Annotated in this window: 10 protein-coding genes; 6 read left to right on the forward strand and 4 right to left on the reverse strand. The window is 57.0% G+C overall.

The genetic code is table 11. The features are described from left to right. Positions 1-339: 339 nt before the first annotated feature. The 6 genes from ACLB1Z_RS11800 to ACLB1Z_RS11825 all read left to right on the forward strand — a co-directional run bounded on the left by ACLB1Z_RS11800 (position 340) and on the right by ACLB1Z_RS11825 (position 8,096). Positions 340-1,980 carry a GMC family oxidoreductase gene (locus ACLB1Z_RS11800; RefSeq protein WP_409560028.1) on the forward strand — a complete coding sequence of 547 codons (1,641 nt, stop codon included), beginning with the start codon at positions 340-342 and terminating at the stop codon, positions 1,978-1,980. 23 nt (positions 1,981-2,003) lie between these two features. After that, positions 2,004-3,503, forward strand: coding sequence for an aldehyde dehydrogenase family protein (locus tag ACLB1Z_RS11805; protein WP_409560029.1), 1,500 nt, complete (start codon positions 2,004-2,006; stop codon positions 3,501-3,503). Positions 3,504-3,612: 109 nt separating this feature from the next. Then, the gene (locus ACLB1Z_RS11810) at positions 3,613-4,557 is read left to right on the forward strand and encodes an ABC transporter substrate-binding protein (RefSeq protein WP_409560030.1); all 945 of its coding nucleotides are present in this window, start codon (positions 3,613-3,615) and stop codon (positions 4,555-4,557) included. A gap of 20 nt (positions 4,558-4,577) precedes the next feature. Then, complete coding sequence (locus tag ACLB1Z_RS11815; RefSeq protein ID WP_409560031.1) at positions 4,578-6,545, forward strand: ABC transporter permease subunit; 1,968 nt, start codon at positions 4,578-4,580, stop codon at positions 6,543-6,545. After that, the gene (locus ACLB1Z_RS11820) at positions 6,545-7,633 is read left to right on the forward strand and encodes a glycine betaine/L-proline ABC transporter ATP-binding protein (protein ID WP_409560032.1); all 1,089 of its coding nucleotides are present in this window, start codon (positions 6,545-6,547) and stop codon (positions 7,631-7,633) included. The genes ACLB1Z_RS11815 and ACLB1Z_RS11820 overlap by 1 nt, the downstream gene beginning before the upstream one ends. A 202-nt stretch (positions 7,634-7,835) precedes the next feature. Continuing rightward, a complete protein-coding gene (locus ACLB1Z_RS11825) occupies positions 7,836-8,096 on the forward strand; it encodes a helix-turn-helix transcriptional regulator (protein ID WP_409560033.1) in 261 nt (86 codons plus the stop codon). Positions 8,097-8,307: 211 nt separating this feature from the next. Here the strand turns inward: ACLB1Z_RS11825 and ACLB1Z_RS11830 are convergent, their stop codons facing one another. From ACLB1Z_RS11830 to ACLB1Z_RS11845, 4 genes are all read right to left on the reverse strand, one after another. Further along, positions 8,308-8,919: a tyrosine-type recombinase/integrase gene (locus ACLB1Z_RS11830; RefSeq protein WP_409560034.1), complete on the reverse strand. Its 612-nt coding sequence runs from the start codon at positions 8,917-8,919 to the stop codon at positions 8,308-8,310. A 355-nt stretch (positions 8,920-9,274) separates the two neighbouring features. Further along, on the reverse strand, positions 9,275-12,418 hold the full coding sequence (locus ACLB1Z_RS11835) for a hypothetical protein (protein WP_409560035.1): 3,144 nt from the start codon (positions 12,416-12,418) through the stop codon (positions 9,275-9,277). A gap of 1,072 nt (positions 12,419-13,490) precedes the next feature. Beyond that, positions 13,491-14,150, reverse strand: coding sequence for a maleylacetoacetate isomerase (gene maiA, locus ACLB1Z_RS11840; RefSeq protein WP_409560036.1), 660 nt, complete (start codon positions 14,148-14,150; stop codon positions 13,491-13,493). A 134-nt stretch (positions 14,151-14,284) separates the two neighbouring features. Next, complete coding sequence (locus tag ACLB1Z_RS11845; RefSeq protein WP_409560037.1) at positions 14,285-14,758, reverse strand: MarR family winged helix-turn-helix transcriptional regulator; 474 nt, start codon at positions 14,756-14,758, stop codon at positions 14,285-14,287. Positions 14,759-14,763 lie beyond the last annotated feature (5 nt).

The raw sequence follows: 14,763 nt of genomic DNA on the forward strand, positions 1-14,763 counted from the left end.
AATCCGTCATCTACCGCGCCATTTGCAATATTTACTTGCACGAATGCATTTTATTTGAGCAGCGCCCTATATTGCACGAAGTTTTAGCGTCAGATATAGAACAGGATAAATAGCGTACACTCTCTAAATTTCCGATCTTGAGAAAGAGAGACGAAAGCTTGTCTGATCGCCGAAACAGGCTGCGTATCGCAGACTCGCCGGATATGTCCGGAAGCGATGTAACATCGGCATCACCTCTTCCCACGCGCTCAAACAGCGCCCACCCACATGAACATTTTAGCGCTCGCATGCGACGCTGAAACGATATCCGAAATCTGACCAACTCACGGAGCTCTTGTTATGACATCCTCGCCCCTTTCTGTTCTTTCTCCCGACCGAGAGATCATGACGGAGACGATCAGATCGTCTTACGACTTTATCGTCTGCGGCGGCGGATCGGCTGGGTGCGTTGTCGCACGGCGTCTCGCCGAAAATCCGAACGTCAATGTCCTGCTGCTTGAAGCGGGCGGCAGCGATCGGGTGCCGTCGGTGATCGATTCCACGCAATGGATGTGGAACATCGGCACCGAACGCGATTGGGGCTTCAAGGCGCAACCCTCGCCGACTGTCAACGGGCGCACACCGCTGCTTCCGATGGGCAAGCTGCTGGGCGGCGGCTCGTCGATCAATGGGTCGGTCTGGGCGCGCGGGCACAAGCACGACTTCGAATTCTGGGCGGAAGAAGCCGGTGATCAGGCCTGGAATTATGAATCCATTCTCGCGATCTATCGCCGTATTGAAAAATGGAATGGCCCCGCCGACGCGAAGCGCCGTGGTACCGATGGCCTGCTCAACATTCTCCAACCGGAAGATCCGATCCCGTTGGTTGCGGGCCTTATCAAAGGCGCCGAGGCGATAGGTATTCCCTTCGTCGAAGACATCAACGGCGCGGCGATGGAAGGAGACGGCGGTTGCGGCCTGCCGAACGTCCTCGTTCAGAACGGCAACCAGCGCGTTTCAATGTCGGCAACGTATCTTCACCCGTACATGGATCGCCCTAACCTACACATCTTGATGTGCGCGGAAATTACCGGCCTGACGTTCACGGGGAAGCGCGTCACCGGCGTGAATTTCGTCCGCCGCGGACAAAGCTTCACGGTTTCTGCGGATAAAGAAGTCGTGCTGTCGCTTGGCGCGATCAACACGCCGAAAATCCTGATGCTCTCCGGCATCGGTGATGAAGCCGAACTGAAACGGCATAACATCGACGTTCGTCAACACCTGCCGGGCGTCGGCAAGAATTTTCAGGATCACATTCTGCTTGCAGGTTGCTGCTGGGAATACATCGTGCCCGAGCCGCCGCGGAACAACGCAGCTGAATTTGTCTTTTATGCGAAATCGCATTCGGGTCTCAAGACACCGGACCTCATGCCGGTCCTTGAAGAGACGCCGTTCGGAAGTGAAGTAACCGGCAAAGAATTCGACTTGCCCGTCGGACCGGCATCGGCATGGACGCTTGCTCCCGGCCTGGCACGCCCCGACAGCCGCGGCGAAGTCAAGCTCGCAAGCTCCAATCCGTTCGACGCGCCTCTCATCTTCGCGAACTTCCTCAGCACGGATACAGATATGAAGGCGATGGTTCGCTGCGTGGAGATGTGCCGAGATATCGGCAATTCGGAATTCTGCGCGCCGTACCGCAAGCGCGAATGCATGCCGGGCGACCTCAAGGGCGCCGACATGGAAAACTTCGTCCGCAATGCCGCCGGCACTTACTTCCATGAGAGCTGCACGGCAAAGATGGGACGGGATGCGATGTCGGTCGTCGACGGCAATCTCAAAGTCTACGGCATCGAAGGTCTGCGCATTGCCGACGCATCGATCATGCCGGCAATCTCGACAGGAAACACGATGGCGCCGACGGTCATCATCGGCGAACGCGCAGCTGAGATCATCGCTGCGGCGTACAATTTCTCCAGCTCAAAATCCGCCGCCGCTGCCTGAGCCTTAGTCAAAGGAACGCCGCCATGAATATCAATGTCACGATACCCGCTCCGTCGGCCAAGACCCAAGAGTTCTTCGCGCGCAAGCACAAGCTCTATATCGACGGCGCATGGACGGAAGGCGTTTCGGGCGAAAGGATCGACGTTGTCGATCCGGGGACGGGGAACGTCATCAGCAGCGCGACGGCCGCGGTTGCTGCCGATATCGATAAAGCCGTCGCGGCCGCTCGGAAGGCTTTCGAAAGCGGCGTGTGGGCCAATATGCCCGGTCTCGAACGCGGCAAGCTCATCAGCAAGCTCGCGCGCAGACTTGAAGAGCTTGGCGACGAATTGGCCGAAATCGAAGCCATCGACTGCGGCAAGCCGCTCGCCTATGCGAAATATGTCGACGTCGGCCTGACCGCCAATATCTATCACTATATGGCGGGTTGGGCGGGAAAAGCCTGTGGTGAGACCGTCTCGCTCTCGGCGCCCGGCGAGTATCACGCCTTCACACAGCGTGAGCCGGTCGGTGTGGTTGCCGCAATCACGCCATGGAACTTCCCACTGGTTTTGACGGCCTATAAGCTCGCACCGCTTCTTGCCGTCGGCTGCACGTGCGTCGTCAAGCCGTCTGAGCTGACACCTCTGAGCACGCTGCGGTTCGCCGAAATCGCAGAAGAAGTCGGCTTCCCGCCCGGCGTCATCAATGTTGTGACTGGATACGGCTCGCCTGCTGGTTCCGCGCTCGTCGAACATGAAGGTGTCGACAAGGTTGCCTTCACCGGCTCCGTCGCGACGGGCAGAAAAATTGCGCAAGCCGCGACGGGCAACCTCAAGCGCGTGACGCTGGAACTCGGCGGCAAGTCGCCGATGGTCGTCTTTCCGGATGCCGATCTCGATAAAGCCATTCCGGGTCTTGCAAGCGCGATCTTCTTCCATCAGGGCCAGGTCTGTACGGCGGGCACTAGGCTTTACGTGCACAAATCGATCCACGATCGGGTGCTCGAAGGCATCGCCGCGGAAAGCAAAAAGCTGAAGATCGGCCACGGGCTTGAGCCCGACACGACGATGGGCCCGATGATCTCGTCGGCCCAACTTCAGAAGGTCATGGGCTTCCTCGATCAAGGCAAGCAGGAAGGCGCCGAGGTTGTAGCAGGCGGAGAACGCATTGGCAGCGCCGGCTTCTTCATGCAGCCGACAATCCTTGCCAACACGACGGATAGCATGTCGGTCGTGCGCGAGGAAATCTTCGGACCCGTGTTGTGCGCTCAGTCATTCAGCGATGATGAACTCGACGCGATTGCGGCCAAGGCTAACGACACGATCTATGGCCTCGCCGCCAGCGTTTGGACGCGAGACATTTCTGTCGCGCACAAGATGGCGAAACGGATCAAGGCCGGCAGCGTGTGGATCAATGCGCACAATTTCTACGACCCTGCGCTTCCTTTCGGCGGCTTCAAGCAATCCGGTTGGGGACGAGAAGAAGGTTCCGAAGCCATCCGTACATTCACTGAAGTGAAGTCCGTCTGCGCCGTGCTCTAAAACGCACGCACAACTGAGAAACGAAAATCACCCGCTCAGGAACATGACCTGAGCGGGAACGATGGGGCACGCCTGAGATCTTCGCAACTAAACAGGAGACACACGGAAAATGTCGTTCTTAGATGTCGTTCGCCGCATGCGCGGAGGCGTGGCGGCCATTGCTATGGTGGCAAGCTGCTTCGCCGGAAGTGAAATCGCCAACGCCGGTCCGGAATCCACCGACCCGATCGTCATTGGTCAGCAGGATTGGACCGGTAGCACGATCACGAGCAACATCGTGAAGAAGTTGCTCGAAAAAATGGGTTACAACGTTAAGGTCGTTCCGGTAGACGCGACCGCGGTTTTCACCGGTCTGCAAACGGGCGACGTGACCTTCGTCACCGAAATCTGGATGTCGTCCGAGGCCGACATGGCCGAGGCATCCCTCAAAACCGGAAAAACTGTCGAAATTGGCCCGACAGGACTCGTTGGCTGGGACCGTTATTGGTATCCGGAATACGTTAAAGACAAATGCCCGGGGCTGCCCGACTGGAAGGCCCTCAACGCTTGCGCCAAGCTTTTCGCAACGCCCGAGACTGGCGACAAGGGCCGCCTGCTTCTGAACCCGGAAGACTGGGGCGGAAACGATGATGAACGGATCAAAACACTCGGCCTGAATTTTCAGATCGTTCACGCCGGTTCCGAGGCAGCCCTGCTCGCGCAAGTGAAAGCCGCATACCAGCGCAAGCAACCAATCCTCGCTTGGCTTTACACGCCGCATTGGGCGCCGCTTGCGTACAAGGGCGAGTTTGTCGATCTGCCGCCCTACACCGATGATTGCCCCAAGAAGGGGTTTGGCTGCGAGAAGAAAGCCGCTCCGATCGTCAAGTTTGCAAACGCGGATGCCGAGAAGAAATGGCCAAAAGCCTATGCCCTCATGAAGTCGTTCACAATGACCAACGATGAATACGGTCACCTGACCGGCGAGATCGCCAATGAAGGCAAACCTCTTGATACTGTCGTCGATGGCTGGATTGCCGCGAACAAGGACCGGTGGTCGAAGTGGACGCAGTGACCATTCTGGCGGGGGTAGGAATGGACACGGATACGCGCGCAAAATTGCGCGCGTATCTCTCATCCGTGTCCAAGATCGTTATTGTCGCTGCGTTTGCGGCTATTCCCCTGTCTTGGGCTTTTACAGCGCTCGCTTCCTGGCCTGAAGCGTGGATCATTCCGTTCGACCGAATGATTAATGCGGTCTTCGACGCACTTTCTGCTTCGATTGCGTTCGGAATTTCCGTTCAATCCATTTTCAGATGGTCGGTTCCGCTTCTCAACGCCCCGATTTCTCTGCTTCAGGCAGTGCTGCAAACCGGCGTGAGCAGCGGATACGGAGATCAAGCCGTTCAAATCGTGCCACCGCTTTCGTGGCTTGGCCTATCATTCGCCGCAACTGCCGTTTGTTACCACGCTCGCGGACTGGGACTTGCCGTTCTCGCTGCGATCACGTGCGCGTTCCTGCTGCTATTTGGGCTGTGGGACAGCATGATGGTGACGCTCAGCCAGATGATCGTCGCTGTCCCGCTTGGCATCGCCCTCGGATTTCTCGGCGGCCTTTATCTTTATCGGCATCCGTCGCACCGTGCGACCATCTTGTTCGTGCTCGATCAGGCGCAGACGATCCCGATTTTCTCCTATCTCGTGCCACTCATCATTTTCTTCGGCCTCGGTGGCGTACCGGCGATCATCGCGATCGTCATCTTCGGCGCGCCTCCGATGGTACGCAGCACGGCGCTCGGCTTAGAGGAAGCGGAGGCGCGCGTTGGCGAACTCGGCCGTTCGCTCGGCTGCAGCCGCTCGCAGTTTCTATGGAAAGTCCTGGTGCCGACGGCGTGGCAGAGGTTGCAACTCGGCGTCAATCAGGTCGTCATGCTATCGTTCTCGACAGTCATTCTTGCTGCCCTGATCGGAGCAGGCGGAATCGGTAACGATGTCCTTCTCGCGCTTCAACGCCTAGCGCTCGGTGCCGGTCTCGTTGCAGGTACCGGCATAACACTCATGGCCATTCTCATCGATCGCTATCTCCAAGCCATCAGCAATCGTCAGCATCGGCGCGAACAAACATCGCAGCGATCATTCTGGATCGTTATCGGTCTGTGCCTGCTTGTTCCGACGCTGATATCTTTCGTCTACCCTCCGCTCGCGCACTATCCAGAAAGCTGGACGATCTCGACGGCGCGCTACGTCGATAATGTCGTCGATAACATCGTCGGATTGATTTACGGTCCCCTCGACGCGTTCAAGACATTCCTGCTCCTCGATATTCTAATGCCTATACGTGCGGCGCTGCTGTCGCTACCGTGGAGCTTCGTTGTTCTTCTTGTCATCGCAGGAGCGTGGCGCACGGGAGGGTGGCGGCGAGCGGCATTCCTTGGATCTCTAACTGCTTTCCTGGCGGTCAGCGGCCTTTGGGACCGGGCGGTTCAGACCTTCTATTTGTGCGCAGCCGGTGTCCTATTGTCGATTCTGATTGGCGCGCCTCTCGGTATCATAGCCGGACGTTCGGCGCGCGGCGCAAAAGCCATCCTGCCGATCGTCGACACAATGCAGACAATGCCGCCCTTCATCTATCTGATCCCAGCGGTCATGCTGTTCGGTTCGGGTGATGTGCCGTCGATTTTTGCGATCGTCTGCTTCGCCATCTGCCCGATCATCCGGTACACCGAAGCGGCTTTCCGCAGCGTCCCGTTGGAGTTGCGCGAAGTCGGGCGTCAAGTCGGTTGCAGCCCGTGGCAGCTGCTTTGGTCGATCGAACTGCCAGCGGCCCTCCCGCAATTTCTCCTTGGCGTCAGCCAGTCGATGCTGATGGCACTCGCGACCGTCGTCGTCACCGCTTTGATTGGCACAACCGATCTCGGACACGAAACCATCCTCGCCATTTCACATGCCAATCCCGGCCAAGCGCTGACAGCCGGCTTCGGCATCGCAGCCATCGGCGTTGTCGCTGATCGCCTGCTAAGAGGATTTGCGCAAAGACATCGCGGAATGAAGGAACCCCAGTGATGCAGTCGAAATCCGCAACCGCCGAAAAAACCAAGCGCGTGCCGGCGCTCAGCATTCGCAACGTTTGGAAAATCTTCGGCGCGAACCTGCCGGGCCTTCTTGGCAAGTACCCCTCTCCCCCGTCCGTCGATACTATGACGCAGATGGGTCTGTTCGCAGCCGTGCGCGATGTAAGCTTCGATATCGAAGTCGGTGAGACGTTCGTGATTATGGGGTTGTCGGGATCGGGAAAGTCCACGCTGCTGCGCGCGATTTGCCAGCTGGCGCCACCGACGTACGGCAGCGTCGAATTCCGAGGCGAAAATCTTGTGACCGCATCCGACGACCGTTTGAGCGAAATGCGCCGGCATCAGATGGGCATGGTTTTCCAGAACTACGCGCTTCTTCCACATAAGACGGTTTTGGAAAACGTCGCTTTCCCGCTTGAGATCCAAGGCGCGCCGCAAGCGATCACGGCAAAGCGCGCGCAAGAACTCATCAAGCTTGTCGGCCTTAACGGTAAAGAGAAAGCCTATCCCGATGAGTTGTCCGGCGGTCAACAGCAGCGCGTCGGCATCGCGCGCAGTCTCGCAGTCGATCCTGAGTTATGGCTTCTCGACGAGCCATTCTCCGCTCTCGATCCGCTGATCCGTCATGAGCTTCAGGACGAAGTTCTGAGACTTCAAAAGATCATGCAGAAGACCGTCGTTTTCATTACGCACGACTTTGACGAAGCCATCCGGCTCGCAACTCGCGTCGCAATCATGCGTGATGGAGAGGTTATGCAGATCGGAACTCCGGAGGAAATCGTTCTCAATCCGAGCAACGAATATGTGGCGAACTTCACGCGCAACGTAAATCGCGGCCGTGTGGTCACCGTCAAATCGATCATGTCGCCAGCCCGAACTCTTGCTGCCGGTGCTCCGACCCTTCCTGGGACAATGCTTGCCGCCAGCGCCGCTGGAGTCGTCCTCCAAGCGAGACAAGATGCGGTCGTCGTCGATGAAGCTAAAAAGCCCATCGGCACTGTCAGCATGACCGAGATTGTAAAGGTGTTGGCTTCTATCAACAGCGATCACATGATCAAGCCAAGCGAGCACTTTCAGTAAAGGGATGGCCACGGTGCAGGTCCCGCGCAAATGGGCCCTCCCCGAGAATAGAAATTAAGTTTCTGTCGATTGCGCCGCTCGCGGCATCGGACCCCGCGGCGGCTCCTTACAAATTCCGCGCGCCGGCGACAGGCCGCCGCTCTTTGTCCGTGCCGCCCCGTTTCGGGGCAAAAAACTGCAAGACATGCCGGAGGTCCGTGTCGTGCTTGCATTCAGAGCCCCTCAGACTTCGGCCCGAGGAGGTACCGACCTTATCGCGAGCGCTTTTGGGCTGACACCGGCGGAAGCGCGGGTGCTGCGCGCTTTGGTCGATGAACCGGATGCAAAGCAGATCGCCGAACGTTTCGACGTGAGCCTCGTGACCGTCCGCAATCAAATTGCACGCATGCTGCAGAAGACCGGCACCACAAAGCAGAGAGAGCTCATCAAGCTCGTCCTCAGCAACGACCTTCCCATTCTCTGATATCCACGTGCCGACCGACTTTCCCATGAACGCGGCGCCGTTGGCATGGCCGTTACCTACGCCACGCACCCGCTCCATAATTTTTGACTTTCTGGTCGCGACAGTGGGCAGCCTATCGAAGCCGCCGGGAGGGGTATACCCGCCTTGGGTCCCCTCCCCCCGTCCGTTCTGTAGCGGCCGCGTGCGTCTCACGCTCCAGCCGGTGTGACCGCTAGATCTCGATCTTTGCAGCGAGCGCCAGCGCTTCGTCCGTGCCAACGCCAAGGTAGGCCGCCGTATGGGCCAAGCTGGCGTGGCCAAGCAGCGTGCGTACGCCCTCGATATCTTTGGTCTCACGATAAAGAATTGCAGCCTTGGTGCGACGCGTGCTGTGACCTGAGAACGTCGAGTGGTCGGTGTAGCCGGCGAGGTCGGCGAAGTACTTGACGAGCGTGCGAAACGTCGTCGGTGTGATCGCAGCGCCCGTGCGTCCGGCCGCGCGGTCGTGGCGCTGAAACAGGTAGGCTGAGGATGGCAAACCCTCCGCCGCGATATGGCGGCTCAGCGCGGCGCGCGCCGCATCCGACAGATGGACCGGGACCGTGCGCCCTGTCTTGCGTTGCTGCGTCGAGAACGAGCGCACCACAGCGCCGGAGGTATCGGTGACATCGGCGACGGTCATGCGCACGAGGTCGGATGCCCGCAGCATCGTTGAAATCGCCATTTCGAAGAGAGCGAGGTCGCGCGACGAGCCCTTGAGAGATAGTTTGCTGCGAATGACGGCAACGTCGGCTTTTGAAAATGGCCGCATCTGGCCGCGAGCTTTCGTTTTCTGTTTTTCCATAACGCAATACACCTTCAAAAACGAAACCATCGGCGAAAAAGCCCGCCGATGTTGAAGATATAGGTTGCGAAAAAGCCGAAAACAGAAGCTTCTGGGGCAAAAGCGTCAATTGGTTAGCGCCGTCCTTACAAACCTTTGTACGGGAGATTGCCAAAGCGCGCGGGCGGCTTCAGCGAAGAAAAAAGAGAGCTACATATATTTCTCGTTTTTTGAATTTAGAGAAAAGGCAATCTCCCTAAAACAATGGAATATTTGCTCTGAACACTTGATATCGTTGTCTAAATTTGCTCGGGAGGTTGCCGGAAGTGCGCATTGAAGCGAGAGGCTGACGCCCCTCGCGCAAGAGCTACAAGAGCTACATCTTTTTGAAGCTGTATTCTCCCGATCCATTTCGCTTTTCCTTCGTGAGTGCCACTGTTGTCCCATCGGGTAGAGCATGAAAGGTTTCGGCGCACATCGTAGCCAGCCATCGTCCGACAGAAATCTCCAGTCCTTGGCCACTGCGTTGGCGATCACGACGCTCCCGCGGAAGAATGTCGAATTTCAAGCGATTGCCCTCTCCTGTCGCAAGGTGGTCGCTAGCATCCGCAGCGGAGAATGGGTTTTCGCTGTTTATACGAAACAGATGCAGCAGCGCCTCTCGATGGACTTGTCGTTCATCATTGCGGCTTGCGAGATAGGCTTCGCGGTTTAACGCAAATCCTTCGACACCGGCCACATCCAGAATGCCGCCGATCACCCGGCTGTAGTCGGGAAAACGCGGATGTACGCGCCCGTTGTAAACATAGCCCTTCGCCTTCTCTTGGAGCCACGCGGCGATGAGAATATGAAGCGCCCAGACGAGCTCGAGCTTGTTGGCCTCCAGCCATTCGCCATAAAGCTGACCGAGCGCATGCACTTTGAAGTAGGTGGCGGGGCGTTCGCCTGACGGATCGTCCAACGCCGCGTCCATGCGAATAGGAAGAACGCGTTCCATCAGCTCTTGCGACAGCGAGCCGGTGTTGCAGGTAAACACGTAGGTTGCTTTGATTGGGACTTCGACGTCCTCCGACTTTCCAAGCTTACGACCTTCCCAGTAGCCACCGGAGACGGCCGCCGCCAGGGCTGCGTCATCGACGTGATGATTGATGTTGTCGGCAGCAATGATCGCCTTTCCTGCAGCAAGTTTGGTGGTGATCTGCTTAGCCCGCTCCGCCTCATCGAGCCCGAGTGCAAAAACACTGGCCCGACGCCCTTCGATAACGTGAAACAACAGATCTAGCAGAAATCCGGCGCCTGTTCCTGGCTTTGGCTTATCGACCAAATGGATCGGCGTTGGGCCTTGGATAAGGTTGCGTGCAATCGGCGTTAGCAGCATGGCAAGGGCATGCGCCCGCGACGATGGCCCTCTCTTTAAGTTTGGCGCCGGAAAGCCGTCGTCGTCTGTCTCGCCATCGACGCGCACGGGCAATGAATCGAGCCCCACGAAACTGTCGGAAAAGGGAAAATCGCGAATCGCGAGCATCAGCAGGTCCACCGCTTCTGTGACGTGCGCTTGTAAGATTAAGTCCGGAAGTGGTCGGAACGTCCCCCACGGAATGAGGTAGGTTCTGGTGGCGCCGTCATAGCCGCGTTCTGTTCGCAGTTTGCCGTCGTGGCCAAAAAGCGGAACACGGACGATGCTTTGACAGGTCGGAACTAGCAACTCAGGATTGCCGTAAATACCCCGGATCAGTGACTGCGGCGGAGGTATTGAATATTTGCCGCGCGTTTTGCAGCTGTGCATGCATCGAACATGCTTGCCGATTTCGTGGCTCCACCTTGCCTCCGCGCCTAGAGTTTCAAGACTTGGATCTTCGCGGCTTGGTGATATCCGCACGTAGCCTTGTTGGAAGGGGCTATAAAAAACGCGCGGGTTCTTGGCATTTCCCGCCTCGAGCAACTGCGTTGCTTTGGCGAGCGCAGTATCGAAGTCGTGCCCCGGGAAAACTTCGTCGGGATTTTCTTCAAACTCAGTCTCTTGCGCGCGCACCATCCGCTGGGCTTTTCGTTCGTCCTTCACCATTTTTGCGATTCTTGTTTCGCTTTTTCCCCATACCGGGACAAGCGCAGCGATCGCTCGTTCGCTATCGACACCGGCGGGAAGACGCGCGATCAATTTAACGGCGGCGAATGCCAAGCCGTCTTTCTTCCCGCGTTCAGCGGCGTCGACCTCCAATATCGCCTCGTCAACTTGGTTGTAATCGGGCACCAAGGTTGCGATGGCATCGTCGAATTGACGCTCACCCTCGTCGTCGAGGAAGTCCCGAAAATCTTCGAAGTCGAGCTCTTCGCGCTCTAGGATGGCGAACACGAAATCTGCGGGTGCGCGCTCATTGCAAGCGTCATGCAGGCAATGAAGCGTCGCGGTTTGATGTTGCGCGCCAGCCGGGCTAAAGGCAACGGCCGGCGTTTTTCCTGATCCCTCGCCGTCGGGATGACCATGTTCATCATCAAAGGGGCAGAAAAATTCGACTTTTTCTTCGGTCCTTTCCTTTGCTGTCCGTTCGTGGCGACTGACAAAACTGGCAGCGTCGAAGTTCTGGCGGACAGCTCTCCAGATCACATCAAACTGCTGTCTCTTGGCGCTGACGACACGTGATTTCGATCTGCGATTGGCGCGCCGCGTCGGAACAGGAGAGAGCTTTTCGACGACTTCGTCAAAGTCGATCGGGTTGCCATCGATGAATTTGCTCAATGCCCAGGATTTGGTGTCCGGATTGTCTTCGGGATAAGCGGGACAATAGAAAATGCGCGACAGGTTCCTGCAGGTGTGATCCCAATTGTCCCCGCACAGCCCTTGCGCCAGCGCAGCGTAGCCTTCCTGATAGAGTTTCGCTCTCTGCTGGCCTTCCGGCTCATGGAGGCGATCGCGAATTTTGAAGGGCTTCTTGAAGAATAAAACGACGCGAAAGCGTGGCCAATCCGGTCGATGGCTAAAGGTTGTGTAATAATATCCTTGATATCCCGTCTTCGCAAACCAGGCCTCGATGTCTTCCGCCCCCATGGGGCGTGCGCGGCACTGCTTCGTCTCCTTGTCCGTATTGTCGATGTCGATCTGCAATAACGAGATTGAAGAAACAAATTCATCCGATCTCCCAGATTTGTACGTCTCTCCGTTCGGGGCTATTTGGCCTTGGAAACGGATCAGCTCAGCACCGATGATCGCTGCGCCGTCTTTCTCTCCCTGAGGCCTGTGACGCATTCTGCCCGCCACAAATTCTTCAATCCCCTCACAGACCTTATTGCTCGTGTCGGTATCGCGGGCCGACGTGAAACAATGATAGGTGACGTTATTTGCCCGCTTCACCTTCGACAGGTCATTGCGCACACGGCTTGTATCCGCAGGAATATACGGCGTCGTACCCGGAAATTGCGGATCGAAGAGTTGATCGATTGACATGATTGCCCCCAAACCCAAAACTGTGGGCCGCACCCACCCGGTGCCCGCCCAAAAAGATTTCCCCTCCGTCGACTGCATATGCAGTTGGCGGTTGCTACGCGCGACGCGTAGCTTGTCTACTGGAATTCCCGTTGTCCGTCGGGCGCGGGCCGTCTTACCTCCGGCTGGTTGCCAATTGGCTCTTCATCGGGCCTAGGGGCGCTTCCCGTATCGACGTCGCCTTTACGCCGGATCTCCCGGCCCCGCCCAGATCTTAATCGAAATTTCTATGTCTGCTTTGAAATTCTTAAGCGTTTTATTTGATATCTCAATCTCTCACGAAATTGGTTCTCATATGCGGCCGCGGGGAGTCAAGCTAAATCGGAATTGAATTCATTAAATCTATTTTATGATAGATTCCATTGGGAATTCGGGGAGATGGGGCAGCCGATTCATTATTTCAAGTCTCCGCCTCAGCCTGGTCCTAATAAATAGCCGTTCCTCCGATTACATTTATTATATTCTCGGCCGCTCTCGGCTCGCTCGCCACACTTTTCGCCGTTCAAATAACAGATACTGGTAGCGCGCGTTCAGTTTCGCGCCTCTGCCTTTGCCGTTTTCACTGCCCATGACCGTCGAGTTCCGAATAATTTTCCAACCAAGACGTTTGCTGCCAATCCTTGTCGTTCCAGCGCGATATATGACGAGGATCCTACACCGACCGAACGGCCATCGTTGGCGATCAGATCACTACGAACAAAGGAAGTTTTCCAATCCCAGAACCGATGGTAGTCACGCTTAAGGCGAAACCAGGACTTGCCTGAGTATCAAATCCGATGCTCTTACGCGGCCGGAAAAGCTCAGCACCTGCGCCGACAAGATTTGGAATCGACAACTCGTGCGGGCCGTCTGGTTGTTAGTCGCCGGTCGGCATTGCTCCGACCGGCTAACAGGACCATCCTGCCCTCCTATCCGTAAACCTCAGATTCTGGGTAATTCCGCAATCGGTGTGGTGCAGAACGATAAGGTTCCAGCCCTCGCCCACAACCGCGATGCGTCGATATCATCGCCTAATGAATGACTGACAATCCATCAGATGCAACGAGCAAGCATACCAAAAGCCATTCTTTGCCACTCCACAAAATTAAAGCGTCGGGCAAATCGTTAGTCGCTACCGCCGCTCGCTCGCGAGTTGATAGCCAGGCTGCTTGAACGGATGGGCGCCGGCGAACGCTGGCAATGCAAAGCAATGCGCCCCCAACGCCCCCAACTTGGGAAACGCTTCAAGATCCATTTGATAGACTTCTGCGAGGGCGATCTGTCCCGCTATGCAGATGTCCGCAATCGTTGGCGTCGCCCCTAAGGCGAACGGCGCGGCTGCCTGTCGGGTCAGCAGTCGCTCGTAGGTCGATAGGCCCTCCCGTATCCAATGCGTGCACCACGACGCGATAGCGACAGGATCAGAGCCGAACGCCTGAGCGAGATGCTTCCGCACGCGTGGAACAGTGAGTGGATGAGAGTCTGCAACCGAGACCAACGCGAGCGATCGCGCGTATGCGCGCTCTCTCGCCTCAATCGGCAGCAGCCTCGGTTCGGGCTGGATCTCGTCGAGATATTCGAGAATAGCCAGCGACTGGAAAAAGCGATGGCCATCGTGAACGAGAGTAGGAACGACATGCTCCGTATTCACATCGGCGTAAGCCGGATCGAACTGACGACCGGAAAGAATATCAACGTCGATCTCCTCGAACGGGAGATTCTTGAGCGCTAGCGCGACCCGAACGCGAAACGCCGCATTCGAGCGCCAGAAGCCATAAAGCTGAATAGTCATGAGATATGCTCTGTTACCGGTCGCCGTTCTAACCGGGCGTGCAACGGTCTCTGATGTTGTGGTTAGTGCCATAAGCCGTTGCCGCGCTCTTGAACATCTAGCGCGATGTCAGGCAGTTTCTCTCAGCAGCGCTTTCATGTGCTGCCTTTGGCTACATCCACTAGCCATCGTCGGATCGCGGCATGTGTTGTTTCGTTGAGGCCTATTATGAGCTCACGCTCCAGGTCGTGAACGCGCTTGCGGCATCGGCGCAATAGCGACATCCCCGCCGCGGTCAATTCGATTTGCAAGATGCGACCGTGGACGTCATGAGGCACCTTTCTGATCGTGCCGGCGCGTTCAAGATTGGCGATGATGACGCTCACGGTCTGCGGTGTCAGCAAGGCCAGCCTTGCAACGTCGGCGTTCGAAATACCCGGATAGGCATTCAGCATCGTCATCACGGCGAACTGAGGGGGCGTTACGTCAAGATCAGCCAGGGCTCTGTCCATCCGATGACGATAGGCGCCAGCCGCTTGCCTCAGAAGATAGCCGAGATAACCGCTCTCGCCACGTTTGCCCTCGCCTGGTCCTGGGACCAAAACGTCGCTGGGGCGCTTTCGTTTCATATCAG

The sequence above is a fragment of the Hyphomicrobium sp. MC8b genome, assembly GCF_905067615.1.
Taxonomy (GTDB): domain Bacteria; phylum Pseudomonadota; class Alphaproteobacteria; order Rhizobiales; family Hyphomicrobiaceae; genus Hyphomicrobium_B.

Excerpts from the sequence above, each read along its gene's own strand:
- ACLB1Z_RS11800 (WP_409560028.1), top strand. The coding sequence starts at position 340 with ATGACATCCTCGCCCCTTTCTGTTCTTTCTCCCGACCGAGAGATCATG.
- ACLB1Z_RS11805 (WP_409560029.1), top strand. The coding sequence starts at position 2,004 with ATGAATATCAATGTCACGATACCCGCTCCGTCGGCCAAGACCCAAGAG.
- ACLB1Z_RS11810 (WP_409560030.1), top strand. The coding sequence starts at position 3,613 with ATGTCGTTCTTAGATGTCGTTCGCCGCATGCGCGGAGGCGTGGCGGCC.
- ACLB1Z_RS11815 (WP_409560031.1), top strand. The coding sequence starts at position 4,578 with ATGGACACGGATACGCGCGCAAAATTGCGCGCGTATCTCTCATCCGTG.
- ACLB1Z_RS11820 (WP_409560032.1), top strand. The coding sequence starts at position 6,545 with ATGCAGTCGAAATCCGCAACCGCCGAAAAAACCAAGCGCGTGCCGGCG.
- ACLB1Z_RS11830 (WP_409560034.1), bottom strand. The coding sequence starts at position 8,919 with ATGGAAAAACAGAAAACGAAAGCTCGCGGCCAGATGCGGCCATTTTCA.
- ACLB1Z_RS11835 (WP_409560035.1), bottom strand. The coding sequence starts at position 12,418 with ATGCAGTCGACGGAGGGGAAATCTTTTTGGGCGGGCACCGGGTGGGTG.
- maiA (WP_409560036.1), bottom strand. The coding sequence starts at position 14,150 with ATGACTATTCAGCTTTATGGCTTCTGGCGCTCGAATGCGGCGTTTCGC.
- ACLB1Z_RS11845 (WP_409560037.1), bottom strand. The coding sequence starts at position 14,758 with ATGAAACGAAAGCGCCCCAGCGACGTTTTGGTCCCAGGACCAGGCGAG.